Source organism: Paenarthrobacter sp. TYUT067, from assembly GCF_023656375.1.
GTDB lineage: Bacteria > Actinomycetota > Actinomycetes > Actinomycetales > Micrococcaceae > Arthrobacter.
The window spans coordinates 1-13621 of record NZ_JAMOIT010000017.1; the positions used below are offsets into that span (position 1 = coordinate 1).

The 13621-nt window shown below is 62.6% G+C and carries 20 protein-coding genes; 12 read left to right on the plus strand and 8 right to left on the minus strand.

The genetic code is table 11. From position 1 onward, the window contains the following. Positions 1-49 precede the first annotated feature (49 nt). Positions 50-259: a hypothetical protein gene (locus MOD31_RS15430; protein WP_142936987.1), complete on the minus strand. Its 210-nt coding sequence runs from the start codon at positions 257-259 to the stop codon at positions 50-52. A gap of 135 nt (positions 260-394) precedes the next feature. On the opposite strand from MOD31_RS15430, the gene MOD31_RS15435 reads away from it, so the two are divergent. Further along, the gene (locus MOD31_RS15435) at positions 395-1132 is read left to right on the plus strand and encodes a GAF and ANTAR domain-containing protein (RefSeq protein ID WP_250821050.1); all 738 of its coding nucleotides are present in this window, start codon (positions 395-397) and stop codon (positions 1130-1132) included. On the opposite strand, the gene MOD31_RS15440 is transcribed toward MOD31_RS15435, so the two are convergent. Further along, positions 1129-1422, minus strand: a complete 294-nt coding sequence (locus MOD31_RS15440; RefSeq protein WP_250821051.1) for a hypothetical protein — start codon at positions 1420-1422, stop codon at positions 1129-1131. The two genes, MOD31_RS15435 and MOD31_RS15440, sit on opposite strands and share 4 nt — an antisense overlap. A gap of 368 nt (positions 1423-1790) precedes the next feature. Here MOD31_RS15440 and MOD31_RS15445 point away from each other — a divergent pair, with 368 nt between their 5' ends. Continuing rightward, entirely contained in the window at positions 1791-2171 is a 381-nt protein-coding gene (locus MOD31_RS15445) for an META domain-containing protein (RefSeq protein ID WP_250821052.1), read from the plus strand. Between the two features lie 31 nt (positions 2172-2202). On the opposite strand, the gene MOD31_RS15450 is transcribed toward MOD31_RS15445, so the two are convergent. Both MOD31_RS15450 and MOD31_RS15455 read right to left on the minus strand, forming a co-directional pair. Continuing rightward, a complete protein-coding gene (locus tag MOD31_RS15450; RefSeq protein WP_250821053.1) occupies positions 2203-3519 on the minus strand; it encodes an MFS transporter in 1317 nt (438 codons plus the stop codon). Positions 3520-3597: 78 nt separating this feature from the next. Further along, on the minus strand, positions 3598-3765 hold the full coding sequence (locus MOD31_RS15455) for a hypothetical protein (protein ID WP_165450140.1): 168 nt from the start codon (positions 3763-3765) through the stop codon (positions 3598-3600). A 199-nt stretch (positions 3766-3964) separates the two neighbouring features. Between MOD31_RS15455 and MOD31_RS15460 the strand changes: the two genes are divergently transcribed. From MOD31_RS15460 to MOD31_RS15470, 3 genes are read left to right on the plus strand one after another with little or no spacing between them, the layout of a single operon-like run. Continuing rightward, positions 3965-4780: a hypothetical protein gene (locus MOD31_RS15460; protein ID WP_250821054.1), complete on the plus strand. Its 816-nt coding sequence runs from the start codon at positions 3965-3967 to the stop codon at positions 4778-4780. Then, positions 4764-5513 (plus strand): LamB/YcsF family protein, encoded by a 750-nt coding sequence (locus tag MOD31_RS15465; protein WP_223941550.1) that lies wholly within the window; start codon positions 4764-4766, stop codon positions 5511-5513. Before MOD31_RS15460 ends, MOD31_RS15465 begins: the two co-directional genes overlap by 17 nt. A gap of 35 nt (positions 5514-5548) precedes the next feature. Further along, entirely contained in the window at positions 5549-6358 is an 810-nt protein-coding gene (locus MOD31_RS15470; RefSeq protein WP_223941551.1) for a biotin-dependent carboxyltransferase family protein, read from the plus strand. A gap of 90 nt (positions 6359-6448) precedes the next feature. On the opposite strand, the gene MOD31_RS15475 is transcribed toward MOD31_RS15470, so the two are convergent. Next, on the minus strand, positions 6449-6877 hold the full coding sequence (locus tag MOD31_RS15475) for a VOC family protein (protein ID WP_142936979.1): 429 nt from the start codon (positions 6875-6877) through the stop codon (positions 6449-6451). A gap of 40 nt (positions 6878-6917) precedes the next feature. Next, a complete protein-coding gene (locus MOD31_RS15480) occupies positions 6918-8264 on the minus strand; it encodes a DUF445 domain-containing protein (RefSeq protein ID WP_250821055.1) in 1347 nt (448 codons plus the stop codon). A gap of 50 nt (positions 8265-8314) precedes the next feature. Between MOD31_RS15480 and MOD31_RS15485 the strand changes: the two genes are divergently transcribed. The 4 genes from MOD31_RS15485 to MOD31_RS15500 all read left to right on the plus strand — a co-directional run bounded on the left by MOD31_RS15485 (position 8315) and on the right by MOD31_RS15500 (position 10792). Continuing rightward, a complete protein-coding gene (locus tag MOD31_RS15485) occupies positions 8315-9202 on the plus strand; it encodes a glycerophosphodiester phosphodiesterase family protein (RefSeq protein WP_250821056.1) in 888 nt (295 codons plus the stop codon). A gap of 98 nt (positions 9203-9300) precedes the next feature. Next, positions 9301-9735: a hypothetical protein gene (locus MOD31_RS15490; protein ID WP_142936976.1), complete on the plus strand. Its 435-nt coding sequence runs from the start codon at positions 9301-9303 to the stop codon at positions 9733-9735. Continuing rightward, complete coding sequence (locus MOD31_RS15495; protein WP_250821057.1) at positions 9732-10484, plus strand: AzlC family ABC transporter permease; 753 nt, start codon at positions 9732-9734, stop codon at positions 10482-10484. The genes MOD31_RS15490 and MOD31_RS15495 overlap by 4 nt, the downstream gene beginning before the upstream one ends. After that, positions 10481-10792 carry an AzlD domain-containing protein gene (locus MOD31_RS15500; RefSeq protein WP_142936974.1) on the plus strand — a complete coding sequence of 104 codons (312 nt, stop codon included), beginning with the start codon at positions 10481-10483 and terminating at the stop codon, positions 10790-10792. The genes MOD31_RS15495 and MOD31_RS15500 overlap by 4 nt, the downstream gene beginning before the upstream one ends. A 7-nt stretch (positions 10793-10799) precedes the next feature. Here MOD31_RS15500 and MOD31_RS15505 read toward each other — a convergent pair whose 3' ends face one another. Then, positions 10800-11429, minus strand: coding sequence for a TetR/AcrR family transcriptional regulator (locus MOD31_RS15505; RefSeq protein WP_250821058.1), 630 nt, complete (start codon positions 11427-11429; stop codon positions 10800-10802). Between the two features lie 92 nt (positions 11430-11521). Here MOD31_RS15505 and MOD31_RS15510 point away from each other — a divergent pair, with 92 nt between their 5' ends. The 3 genes from MOD31_RS15510 to MOD31_RS15520 are packed head-to-tail and all read left to right on the plus strand — an operon-like array spanning position 11522 to position 13073. Next, positions 11522-11854 (plus strand): thiamine-binding protein, encoded by a 333-nt coding sequence (locus tag MOD31_RS15510; protein ID WP_142936972.1) that lies wholly within the window; start codon positions 11522-11524, stop codon positions 11852-11854. Positions 11855-11894: 40 nt separating this feature from the next. Beyond that, complete coding sequence (locus MOD31_RS15515; protein ID WP_166841142.1) at positions 11895-12566, plus strand: O-methyltransferase; 672 nt, start codon at positions 11895-11897, stop codon at positions 12564-12566. A 3-nt stretch (positions 12567-12569) separates the two neighbouring features. Next, complete coding sequence (locus MOD31_RS15520; protein WP_250821059.1) at positions 12570-13073, plus strand: GNAT family N-acetyltransferase; 504 nt, start codon at positions 12570-12572, stop codon at positions 13071-13073. Positions 13074-13079: 6 nt separating this feature from the next. On the opposite strand, the gene MOD31_RS15525 is transcribed toward MOD31_RS15520, so the two are convergent. Beyond that, positions 13080-13616 carry a hypothetical protein gene (locus MOD31_RS15525; RefSeq protein WP_250821117.1) on the minus strand — a complete coding sequence of 179 codons (537 nt, stop codon included), beginning with the start codon at positions 13614-13616 and terminating at the stop codon, positions 13080-13082. Positions 13617-13621: the final 5 nt, after the last annotated feature.

A 13621-nucleotide genomic window follows, 5' to 3' on the forward strand; every position in this document is an offset into this window, starting at 1 on the left:
GACGGCGGGGGTCCCCGCCGTCGCCCGCTGACTGTTACGGTGCTTCCGGTCAGAGTGGCGCGTCGATGCCGAGGTCTTCGAGTGCCCAGGACAATATCCGCAGCTCGAAGGGGTGCCGTTCCTGAATCTCAAAGACGTAGGCGTCAAGCTCGAGGACGGGAGCATTCCCTCCCTCGGCCCAGTACCTGATCCATAGGTCTTCGAGATCTATGGTCCGGTTTCGTATGAGCTCTCTCGCTGTTTTGCGTGGATCTTCCATGGCAGGTGTCCCGTTGCAAGCGGCGGGTCGCTCTCGGAGTAGATTAATCAGGTTCCTTACTTATGAACCATACCTTCTGCTCGGATTCCCGGGCAATGGGTGACGGGAAGCCGAAGTGTTCCTACGATTAGGCTCATGGAACCCACTGCAAATGCTGAACACATCAGAAGCCTGCACGAGCTGGTGGTCGGTAGTTCCGACATCCACGGGATTTTGAACGCGGTGACCGGCTTTGCCCGCGACGCGATGAGCAAGGTAGCAGGCGAAAACATCGACTGCGCTCTGACGCTGCGCCGGCGCAAACGCACCGCCACAGTTGCCGGCAGCAGCGAGAGGGCCGTGCAGCTGGACAAAATCGAACAGGAACTTCAGCAGGGACCCTGTTTGGAAGCCCTCGACGCCGGGCATCCTGTGCTTCTGGCTGACGTCGCCACAGACACAAAATGGCCGCTTTACAGCAGAGCGCTCGCAGCTGAGGGCGTCTGCAGTGCGTTGGGCGTTCCCATGGACTTGGGCGAGACATCTCAAGCGGTCATCAACTTCTTTGCACCCACAGCGGGCATCTTTACGGACGCTGTGATTGCTGAAGCTACCGCCTTCGCCGATGTAGTGGGCAGCACGTTGCGTCTGGCCATCAGGATCGAAGCGGTGGAGCAGCTCAACGCCGACCTCAAGACGGCGATGTCCTCCAGAACAGTCATTGACCTCGCATGTGGTGTCATCATGGCCCAGAACCGTTGCAACCAGGACGAAGCCTTCAGCGTGCTGACTAAAGCGTCAAGCCACCGAAACCAAAAACTGCACGCCGTTGCCTCGGAAATCATCGCCAACCTCAGTGGCAGTACTGACAATCAGTTGCGCTTTGACGACTAGTGGTCAGTGCAAGCGGCCCCTTGCTTGCCGCCGCCAAGTGACGACGGCGCTCGCGGCGCACCGCCGTCGGGCTTGCGGGCAGGGGCGGTGGAAACTGTGGCAAGCCTGCGGGGCCTGGTGCGCCCCAGAAAGAGCGTGGCAAAAGGTGCAAGCAGCAGGAGCAGGCTAACAGTGCCCAACCCGGCGAGGCCTGCAACGAAGACCAAACCGGCCATGAACAGAAGGTGGATGTCCGACTGTTCCGTCAATGACAGGGTGGTTACGAAGGCCGGACTTTGAGATAGTTTCATATTTGCTCCTGCGGGGCGTCATTTACTCACTTTTCCTACTGCTGATGAGTGTTGTGAAAAGCCGGAAAGTGTCGGCAATTTTGGCGTGTTTCTTTGGAGCTGAAACTTTAATCCGAATTCTGCATCACGTTTCCGCAGGTCAGAGCACATATCCAGTGCCCATGTCGTTGAATCGCGCACTGCGCCGTTGCCCTTTTCGGCCGCGTTGCGGTTCACCGACGGAGTTAGCAGTGGTGGGTGTGGCGGGTTCTGGGGCCCGCCCGGGGCGCCATCACTGCGTAAACCGGGCTAGTGCGGTCGGTCGTCTGAGTCGCGGCCGACCGCACGATCCGGTAGACGGCCGGATTGCGCAAACCTAGACTGACCGCATGGCGCACACCCAGCCCCGCATCCTCCGCGCTGTTTCCCTGGCATTCATTGCAGCCATCGTGATGGCAGGCTGCGCCGGAAGCGGCACCAGTCCTTTCGTCGGTGTCTGGGGTGACACCAGCGATTCCAAGCAACCCTCCCTGGACCTCACCTCAGATGGCAGTGCCACCGGAACAGATGGCTGCAACAGGCTCATGGGAACGTGGAAAGAGGACGGCAAGACCATCTCGTTCGGAGGTTTCGCATCCACCCGCATGGCCTGCGAGGGCGTCGATACCTGGCTTTCGCAGGCCGCGACGGCCAAGATCCAGGAAGACGGAAAGTTGGCTGTGTTCGGCCAGGGCGGGGAGGTTATCGGGACGCTCGCTCCCGGCAAGTAACCGAAACCCGATTGGAGCCCGAGGCAGCGAACTATACGGAGTCCGGCTGGGTGTCTGCAGATTCCGGATCCGCGGTGCTGGAGGACAAGGGGTTCTCAATCTCGTCGGTCATCATGCGTGCTGCGAAGAGCGCCACGAAGGCCATGATGGGGCACACCAAACCGGCAACGAAGAAGATGAGCCAGATAGGAATTACCTCGGCCATGGGCCCGGCCAGCGCCATGGACACCGGCATCAAGGCCAGCGAAACGAAGAAGTCCAGGCTCGAAATCCGGCCCAGTAAATGCCGTGGCACTCGCCGTTGCAGCAGGGTCCCCCAGATGACCATGCCAACTCCCTCGGTGGCACCGAAGACGAGCATCGCGGCGCCGAGCACCCAGAAATTGTCCATGAATCCGATCGCGGCAACCGGCAGGCTTCCCAACCCCCACGTCACCACCATCACGGTCAGATAGCGTCGGGGAAGGCGGAACGTTGCCGTGGCCAGCGCGGCCGCGGCGCTGCCTACTCCCATAACTGCCAGCAGGAAGCCGAACGTCCTCGAGTCGCCGCCCAATTGATCGCGGACCACGAACGGAAGCAGAACCTCGATGGGACCGATCAGGAAAAGCACGGACAAACACGCCCAGATGAGGGTCCACAGAAGCCACGGCGTGCGGATGGTGTAGCTGAATCCTTCCCGGAGGTCCTTCAATAGTGAGGACTTGCCAGTCGCTGCAGCGTCCGGTCCAGCGTCACCCCAGCCTGGAGCGAGTGGCGCTTGACGGCTCAGGAGGTTCACCATCCCAAACGCCAGCAGGTGGCAAACGGCCACCCCGGCCACTGCATGGGCCGGCGACAGCACTGCCACCAGGATTCCCGCGATGGCCGGACCGGCCGCCTGCTGCAAAACCGGCCGAACTGTTCCTTCCAGGCCATTTGCCGCCAGGAGATCGTCGGCGGGCAGGATCCGCGGGAGCATGGCCGAATACGCGGGGAAGAAGAATGCCTGGCCCACACCTATGACGAAAGCACCCACGGCCAGATGCCACAGTTCAATGACATTGAACATGGCAAGCGCTGTGATGGTGGCAATGACAGCCAGATTGGCGCCCTCCACCGCGATGATCAGGAGCCGCTGCGGGAACCGGTCCGCCGCGATGCCACCGGCCAGGACGAAGCCCACCAACCCGATGCTGGCTGCGGTGGCCACCAAGGACAGTTCAAGCGGGCCGCCGCCAAGGTGTATCACCTCATAAACCATCGCCACCGCCCACATACCGGAGCCGAAGATGGAAATGGACAGCGCGGAAATCAGCACCCGGAATTCCCGGTGTGCAAAGGGACGCAACGCTCTCAGCGAGGCCATTTCACTAGCCTAAACCTGTGTGTTGGTGGCGTGCCTGGCACCCCGGTTACCGAACCCGGGTCCGGGAGGAAACTCCAGTTAGGAAGCGCCCGACGGCGGCGCGTCGTCGTCGTCGATGTCCGCACCTTCTGCGGGGTCCTGGCTGTGCAAACCGGTATCGTGCGGAACCCAGCCTTCAGTTTCACCCTCCGCCGGTGTGTCGGCGTGGTGCCGGACGGCATGTTCGTTCCTGTCCGAGGCGTTCATAACGGATACTCCCTGTCCTTGATTGGACTGCTTCCGTGAGTGCATCCCAGTTTACGCCCGGAGGATGGTCGATGGGGGTCCGCTCTCCGCGGAATACTGTCCACATACGGCCTTTACCGTGTCTCGCAAAGCGAGGGCGTGGCATAGGCTGAAGCAAGCAGTTCCCCGTGAAACGACTAACTGCCAAGGAGAGGTGAAGATGCCCAAGCGCCCCAACCCGGCGGTGAAGATCGCCCAGGAAACAGCCCACAACGCAGTCTTTGACGCTGAAGGCAACACCAAGCCCGGAGTGCACAATATGCTGCTGAAGGCTGTGGAAGTCCAGCGACCCCTGGTCCTGGCCAACCTCCGCCGGCTCCAACGGAGGCACCCCAATGATTCACCGGCGCAGCTGGCCGCCAAGCTGGAGCGCCACTACCTGCTGGCCATATCCGGCGGGGGCGCGGCGGTGGGTGCTACCGCCGTCGTGCCTGGTATAGGAACCGCGGCGTCGCTGGGACTATCCGCGCTCGCAACCGTGGGCTTCCTGGAGACCACAGCGCTCTACGCGTCGTCGCTTGCGGAGCTGCACGGCATTCGGCTGACGGATCCTGTGCGCGCGCAAACCATGGTCATGGCCATCATGCTGGGAGAAGAAGGCACGTCCATGCTGGGTGCCCTGAGCGGTCAATCGCTGGGGCGCGGCAAAGGCGTGACCAATGCCTGGGGCCGGACGCTGACCAAGAAGATTCCAGGAAGCGGCTTCGGAGTCATCCGGGACTCCATCCAGCGCGCCTTCTTGAAGAACCTCCTGAAGCGGCAAGGAACCGCGTTCCTCGGACGCGCCCTGCCGTTCGGCATAGGCGCCGTAGTGGGTGGCGGCGGCAACCTGATGATGGGCCGTGCTGTGGTGTCCACAGCCAAGGAAGCATTCGGTCCGCTCCCGGATACCGTGCCGGGCGAGCTGCTCCCGAACGCACCAAAGAATGCCCTGAACACAACGCTGGAAGGCGGTAACGGTGGATCTGAACGCTGACCTCGGGGAGTCCTTTGGCTCCTGGACCATGGGAGACGACGCCTCGATGTTCCGCATCGTGAGCAGCGCCAACGTGGCCTGCGGATTTCACGCCGGGGATCCCCTCACCATGCTGGACAGCTGCCGTGCGGCGTTCGAACTGGATGTCCGCGTCGGCGCCCATGTGGGGTACAGGGACCTGGCCGGCTTCGGGCGGCGTTCCATGGACATGACTTTTGACGAGTTGTTCGGAGACGTTCTCTACCAACTTGGTGCCCTCGACGGCATGGCCCACGCGGTGGGAGCATCGGTGGACTACGTCAAGCCCCACGGCGCGCTTTACAACAGGATTGTCCGCGACGCTGAGCAGGCAGAAGCCGTGGTGGCGGCCGTCCATGCTTACGATCCCGGTCTGCCGGTTCTCGGATTGCCAGGGTCAGCGTGGCTGACGCTCGCCGAAGAAGCCGGGCACCCGGTGTTCCGCGAAGCATTCGTGGACCGGGCTTACCTGCCGGACGGGACCCTGGTACCGCGTACGCAGGAAGGCGCCGTGCTGCAAGACCCCGCAGCCGTGGTGGCCCAGGCCGTGCGGCTGGCAACACGCAAGGAAGTGCTGGCCATCGACGGAACAGTGGTGCCAGTGCAGGCCGATTCGCTGTGCATCCACGGCGATACGCCCGGCGCGGTGAACATGGCTGCTGCGGTTCGGGAGGGCTTGGAGAAGGCCGGCGTTGAGATTGAAGCGTTCGCATAAATCCGTGTCCGTAAACGTGTGACTGGGGAGGTCCGATGGGTGCGGTGGTGGTGGAGCCGGGATCGAGCACGCTGGTTCTCGGTCCTGAACACGTACTGGACCGCGCGTCCATGCGCTTGGCCAATGCCCTCTTGGGCAACCCGGACTCCGCCACTGGACTTGAGGTGCTGCTGGGCGGGCTGAAGCTGAGGTTCGTGACGGGCTCGGCTGTGGCGGTCACCGGTGCCGAGGGCCTGGTAACCCTCAACGGCAACGAACTTCCGCTGAACAAAGCCGTTAGGGTCCCGCCCGGAGCAGTACTTGAGTTCGGCCCTGCCCTGTTTGGTATTCGCTACTACCTGGCGGTCCAGGGCGGACTGTCGGCGCAAGGAGAGGCCCCACAAGGAAAGGCGCTGCGCGCTGGTGCGGCTTTAAAGTTCGGACGCCCGCATGGTTATGGTTTCCCCGACGTGAACCACCCTGCCCGGCGTGCTTTGGATCCGGAACGCCCGGTGGTGGTCAGGATTTCGCGCGGGCCGCAGGCAACGAACTTCGACGCCGGTACGTGGCTTCGATTGACCAGTGAACCCTGGATTCTCTCGCCGAAATCGGATCGGGTGGGTGCGCGGCTCGCTGGCCGACCACTTGACGGTGCTGCCGCTTCTTTGGATGCCGCTACGGAATCAGGCCAACCCCAACCGCGAATATCGGGCTCTGTCCTGCTGCCGCCGTCGGGCCTTCCTGTTGTTGCCCTGGCCGGCCACCCGGGTACTGCCGAGTCCCCGGTCATCGCAGTGGTCCGGGACGAGGACCTGGACCTGATCGGCCAAGCCAGGCCTGGACAAATGGTGCATCTTTTGGGCTGAGGGGGAAAGCTCAGCTCCGCCCACAGAACCGCGTCCGGGTGCCACAGCACATGTTCCCAATCAGGGTGCGTGGCATGGACGTGTCTCCCTTTAGAGTTTCTGCGCCAGCATGACCAGAATCCCGCTGGGGCCGCGAAGATACGTGAGCTTGTAGACGTCCTGGTAGTTCGCCACACCGCGCAGCGGGTGGCATCCGTGCTTGGCGGCTATCTCAAGGGCGTGGTCGATGTCGTCAACCGAGAAAGCCACGCGATGCATGCCGATCTCGTTGGGAAGGGTGGGATCTGTCTCTATCGCGTCAGGGTGCAGGTATTCGAAGAGCTCAAGTTGGCCCGTGCCGTCCGGGGTTTGGAGCACCGCGATTTTTGCGTGGTTGCCGTCCAACCCCACGGCGGTGTCGGCCCACTGACCGCTGACCGTATCCCGGCCCAAGACTGTGAGCCCCAGATCCGTGAAGAAGGCGATGGTTTCTTCGAGATCCCGAACCGCAATACCGACGTTTTCAAGTTTGATAGGCATGCGTTGAAGCTACCAAGGCAGACTTCATAGCTCCAGCGCCTTAGCCAAAGAGCAGATGCGCCACAGTGAAGATCGCCAAGCCGGCCAGGGCGCCCACCACGGTTCCGTTGATGCGGATGTATTGAAGATCTTTGCCCACCTGAAGCTCGATCTTTTGCGATGTTTCCTCGGCGTCCCAGCGGGCTACGGTATCGGAGATGACGCCAGCGATGTCCGAGCGATACGTATTCACCAGGTACCCGGCAGCATCGCCAATCCAGGTGTTCACCTTGCCGGCCAGTTCGTCATCGTTGACCAGGCGCGTGCCAAAGTCGCGGACGGCACTCTTGAAGCGCTGGCTCAGTTCGCTGTGGGGATCGTCGACGGCGTTGAGCAGCGCAGTCTTTACCGTTCCCCACGTGCGGGACGCCAGTTCGCGGACCTCGGGGTCGCCAAGGATCTGTGCCTTGATGGACTCGGCACGCTCGATCATGGCGGGATCATGCTGCAGGTCCTGGGCCAGGTCTGCAAGGTAGGCGTCGATCGATTGCCGTACTTGGTGGTTTTGGTCCGCCTGCACAGCGCGAACAAATTTGGATAGTTCCACGTAAACCCGGTCACCAACCAGGCCGTCCACGAACGTCGGCACCCACAGGGGTGAGCGATCCGAGACGAGCCGGTTCACCGTTGCATGGTTGGCGTCCACCCAGTCGGCCGCACGGTCTACCAGGAGGTCAACCAAAGTGTGGTGGTGGCCGTCAGCGAAGATCCGTTCGGCCATGCGGCCCACGGGTGGTCCCCATGGCGGGGTGAGCAGGTGCTTGCGGACCATGCCCTCGATGACCGCCTGTACATCGTCGTCATTCAGTACGGTGAAGGCGCCACGGATCACCGCGCCGCCTTCCTTGGCTACGCGCTCTGCACCGCCGGGCGCTGACAACCAGGTGCCGGCTTTGCGTGCGATGTCGATGCTCGCCAACTTGTCCTGTACAACCTCCTGGGACAGGAAATTGCTTTCTACGAAGTCGCTGAGGGATTCGCCGATCTGATCCTTTCGGCGGGGAATGATGGCAGTGTGCGGAATCTTTAGGCCCATGGGGTACTTGAACAGGGCGGTGACGGCGAACCAGTCGGCCAAGGCGCCCACCATGCCGCCTTCGGCCGCCGCCCGGACGTATTCCAGCCACGGGTACTGCTTCTGGAACGCGAACGCCACCGTGAAGATCACCGCCATGGCGATCAGTAGTGCCAGGGCCAACCGTTTCATGCGGAGCAATGCTGCCGCTTTTTCCATGTCTCCTGTGGGGGGAGCGACGACGCCGGAAGCCCTGCGTGGGGGCACGGCGCCAGTGGTGGAATTGGGGTTGGTGAGGTCTACGGTTGGGATTCGTTCAGAGTTCACCTGCATTAGCCCAGCGTAGCCCCCGAGCATGCAGCGGTGTGGGCTAACGTGTCTGCATGACTAGCGACGACTTCGCCCCAAGCCGGCCCAAGGTCTACGCACATCGCGGCGCCAGTGCTGCGTTTGCCGAGCACACCCGGGCCGCCTATTTGAAGGCCATTGCCGATGGCGCCGACGGCGTGGAGTGCGACATCCACCTGACCCGGGACCAGCATCTCGTCTTGCTCCACGACGCAGACCTGGACCGCACGTCCACCGGGACAGGCCCGGTTGCGGAGCGCACTCTTGAGGAACTTCGCGCCTTGGACTTCTCCTCATGGAAGGGTGCACGGATTCCTGAGGCTTATGGGGGTGTGTCGGATCAGTTCCTCACGTTGCCGGACCTGCTGGACATTTTGCGTGAGGCTGGACGCGAAATTGGCCTGGCCCTTGAACTCAAACACCCGAGTCCCTACGGACTGAAACTTGAAGATCGTGTTCTTGCCCTGTTGGAAGAAGAGGGTTGGACGCCGGAGGAGTCACGGCTGGAAAACATCCACATCTCCTTCATGAGCTTCGACTCGGACTCGGTGGGGCGCCTGCTGGAGACCGTTCCCGGGAAGCACATCTGCCAGTTGGTGGACAATTTCACGGCGAAGGAAATTCGTGAGGAGTTTGGTCTGGGATTCTTTACCGGCGGGGCTGTAGCCAACGTCATGAGGGCAACTCAAGAGGATGCGGAGCGTGTACTGGATGAGGGCTTGGTAGGTATTGCGGGCCCTGGCATCGAGTACGTACGTGAGCACGCGCGCAACGTTCAGCGCTGGTTAGAGGCGGGCCGCATCTTCCGGGTGTGGACCGTTGACTCGGAGAAGGACGTGGCCCTGTGTCAGGGACTCGGCATCCACGAGATCACCACCAACAAGCCGGCCCAGGTGCTCGCACAGTTGATGGTGTCCAAGTAGATCGCAGCAGAGCGCGTTTTGAGCGGTCAAAACGCGCTCTGCTGCGACTCAGTTGGGTCCGGCTTTGGACGCCACCCTGCCTGTGATTGAGTGGTCTCATGTCTTTTCGCTGGTCAGCCCAAGCAACCCGAACCACCTCCGCAGTCGCTCTGAGCGCATTGCTTCTGGCCAGCGCCGCGAAGCACTTCCGCACGCCCAGGTTCTATTACCCGGTGGTTCCGGATTACCTGTGCCGCAAGGATGAGCCCGGCAGTCGTCCGAACGGCCCGCTGGCAGTGATGTCACGCGAGGAATGGATCGCCACGTCGGGCCTGCTTGAGGTGACTGCCGGCGTCGGCCTCCTGATCCCCGGCACCCGTAAGGTAGCCGCGGATGCCACTACAGCGATGTTCACTGCATTCCTTGCGGGGCATATAGATGCTCTGCGACGCGCCTACGGTCCGAAGGGCACGGCCGCCGAACGGCGCATCCACACACTCCGCTTGCCTCTGCAGATTCCGCTCATTCTGTGGTCCTGGAGCCTGCGGAAATGAGCAGCAGTGCTCCTCCCATGAAGCTCAGGGAATCACCGGCATTCAAGGTGGCGCTGTCCCTGAGCATTGCGACCGGCCTCTACGGGGTGTCTTTCGGTGCCCTGGCGGTGGCATCGGGGTTTGATTTCTGGCAGACGATGGTGCTGAGCCTCCTGCTATTCAGCGGCGGTTCGCAGTTCGCCTTCATCGGCGTGGTTGCCGGCGGCGGCTCCGGGGTAGCGGCCATGACAGCCAGCGCGTTGCTGGGTCTTCGCAACGGTATTTACGGAATGCAGATCAACGCCATGCTCCGCCCCGGCGGGTGGAAACGTTACGTTTCCGCGCACATCACCATAGATGAATCGACGGCGACGGCGTCCGGTCAGACGGATCCCAACGAGCAACGACGCGGGTTCTGGACAGCCGGAATCGGAATATTCATCTTGTGGAATATTTTTACGGCCATTGGTGCGTTGGCTGGGGACGCCATGGGTGATCCCAAACAGTGGGGCTTGGATGGGGCTGCCGTTGCGGCGTTCCTGGCTCTGTTGTGGCCACGCTTGAAGGGACGCGAACCCTGGGCGATCGCCGCTGCCTGTGCGCTTGCGACTATCCTGGCCGTGCCGTTTGTTCCTTCGGGTGTTCCCATTCTGGTGGCCGCAGTTGTGGCCGGAGTGATCGGCTGGTTCAGCCACGCACGTTTGGATGAAGGTCTGGAACCGGACGTGGATCCGTATGCGGAGAAGCACCAGCGCGGGGGCGGAAAATGAACCTCTGGCTGTGGATCCTCATTGCCTGTGCGCTGGCGTATCTGACCAAGCTGGTGGGCTACTTTGTTCCGGCCAAGTTACTGGAGAGCCCGAGGATCATGCACGTCGCCGGGACCATGACCATTGGCTTGCTGGCATCCCTGACCGTGGTGAACGCCGTGGCGTCGGGACAAGGCCTGGTCCTCGATGCCCGCATGGGCGCGTTGGTTGCTGCCGCCGTCGCGCTGTGGCTGCGCGCGCCGTTCCTCGTCGTCGTGATTTCAGGTGCAGCAGCCGCAGCATTGCTGCGGCTGCTGGGCTGGGGGTAGAACGCGGTTAGTGAACTTCGGTCAGCGTCACGCCTGGTATGGCGGACGGTTCCGGAAGGGGCCGGGACGGCCGCTCGGTCCGGATAGCGTCTTCAATCAATGCCACGGGACGCTTCCACGCTGCTGATCCCGGTTCCATGGTGTCCACGGCGCCGATCAGCATGGCGACGAGCCGGACCATGTCCTCAATGGTGATATCGCGCCGCAGGGAGCCTTGGTCCTGACCGCGCTTGAGGAGGAATTCCATGGAACCGATGATGCCCCGGGTGATTCCAATCAGGAGCCCGCGTCTGCCGGCAACGGCGCCAAGAAGGTTCGCGTCGTCGCTCGCTACCTGCATCACGGCGTCGATGACTTTGATGAGTCCTTCGGCAGCGTCCATACCTTGCGCTGCTTCAGCGGCTACCGGGTCTACGTGCAGCCGCAATTGACGTGAGAGTGCTGCGAGCACCAGTTGCTCTTTGTCCGAGAAGTTGCGGAACAGCGTTGCGGGGCCAACTCCAGCGGTGGCGGCAATGGTCTGAAGCGGTACTTCCGGGCCGTGTTCCCGGAAGCACTGCCGGGCGGCGGTGATGATTTTGTCCACGTTTCGTGCGGCGTCGGCCCTGAGGGGCTTGCGTTCAGAGGGCTGTTCCATGCTTGTCAGGGTAGCAATGGAGCGCCTCGGGTCCGTTGTTACGCGGGAGTACGTTCTTATATGACAAACCGGTACATGAAACACTGGATTTCATGTTGCTTGCATTTTCAGTCGCCCCTTCGGGCCAGCCCGCTTCCGCCGCCAACGGGGGACCAACCCCTGACGCTTCCGTGCACGACGCCGTCGCTGCCGCGGTCAGGATTGTCCGCGAGTCAGGTTTGCCCAACCACACGGACTCCATGTTCACCACCATCGAAGGCGAATGGGACGAGGTTTTCGACGTCGTCAAGCGCGCCACCGAGGCGGTTGGCCGCTACGGCAGCCGCGTCTCCCTAGTCATCAAGGCAGACATCCGGCCCGGCTACAGCGGTGAGCTGACCGGCAAGGTTGAACGGCTCGAAGAGGCTATTTCCGCCACGGAGTAGATCCTTCCCCGAAGGTGCGGTGAGTGCCAGACTGGGGGCCATGATTGAACACGTAACCGAGCCTGGTTGGGTGGACGTAGAGCGTTACCTCACTGACGTCGTCGTTCGTCCTGATCCTGCGCATCAGCGCGCAGTGACATCCGCCGTGGAGGCTGGCATGCCGGCAATCGAAGTCGCCCCCAACGCGGGAAAGCTCCTCCGGATGCTCGTGCAGATGTCCGGTGCAAGGCGGGTGCTGGAGATCGGGACCTTGGCAGGGTTCAGCAGTATGTGGATGGCACAGGGGCTGCCCGACGACGGCAGGATAGTGACGTGCGAATTCCTCCAAAAGCACGCGGACGTGGCACGCGCCAATCTTGATGCCGCCGGTGTGGGCCACAAGGTGGATATCCGGGTGGGCGCTGCCTTGGACACCCTGCCCACCTTGGCAGGGCAGGAAGCGTTCGACTTCGTCTTCATTGACGCCGACAAAGAGAACGACTCCAACTACCTCGACTGGGCTATCCGCTTGGGGCGCTCAGGCACGGTGATTGTGGTGGACAACGTCATCTGGGACGGGGCCATCCTGGAGCCTGCACGGGACCCCGTTAACGCGCCGGGCATCGTGGCGATGCTGGAAAAGATGGGCCAGGATCCGCGCCTCGATGCCACGGCCATCCAGACCGTCGGCAGCAAGGGCTGGGACGGCTTCGCGATAGCCAGGGTGCGGTAGCCGATGGATTTCACGATTCGCCCGGCAACGGTTGACGATGCCGAGGCCATGGCCCACATGCACGTCCAGTCGTGGAAGGAGAGTTACGGGCACTTGCTGCCTCCGGAGTTCTTCGAGAAGCAGGAAGCGGCACTGCCGGACCGCATCGAACGGTACCGGGCGTTCATCGCTGCGGGCCACACCCGGATGTTGGCCCATGACCCCGACGGCCACTTGGTGGGCCTTGGCGCCGCAGGTCCCGGACAAGACGAGGACGGACCGTGCGAACGGGAGCTGTTCATGCTTTACACCTTGGAAAGCGTTCATGGGCGGGGTGTGGGGCAGGCGTTGGTGGAGGCCTTGATCGGCGACGGACCTGCTTACCTGTGGGTGTTGGATGACAACCCTCGCGCCCAGGCTTTTTATCGGCGCAACGGTTTTGTGCCGGACGGAAAGCGCCAACTCTGCGACCCGTCCTGGTACTCCCTGCCGGAACATCGGATGGTGCGTCCCGGCGTCGTGTCTTAGCGGGAATCACATCCGCCCAAGCTGTTCCCACAGCTGACCCATATGGATATGGTGATCACGGGCGGTGCGGCTGAAGATCGCCCGGGTTGAAAGCGGGCGCCGAAATCGGAGCCTGAGTACGCCATTCGATTCTCGGGAGGAAGCATGACTGATCCAGAGCAGGATCCAAACCAGCAGGAAGGCCCCGCGGATGGTGGCGCGGCTGGCGTCCCCGGCACTCACGACGGCGGTGCTGATGGTGGTGCCGATGGCGGTGCTGAAGGCCCCGCGGACGGTGGCGCGGCTGGCGTCCCCGGCACTCACGATGGCGGTGCTGATGGTGGTGCCGACGGCGGCGCCGATGGTGGTGCTGAAGGCCCCGCGGACGGTGGTGCGGCTGGCGTCCCCGGCACTCACGACGGCGGTGCTGACGGTGGTGCCGACGGCGGCGCCGATGGTGGTGCTGAAGGCCCCGCGGACGGTGGTGCGGCTGGCGTTCCGGGCACTCACGACGGCGGTGCTGACGGTGGTGCCGACGGCGGTGCCGATGGCGGCGCCGAACAACAGGG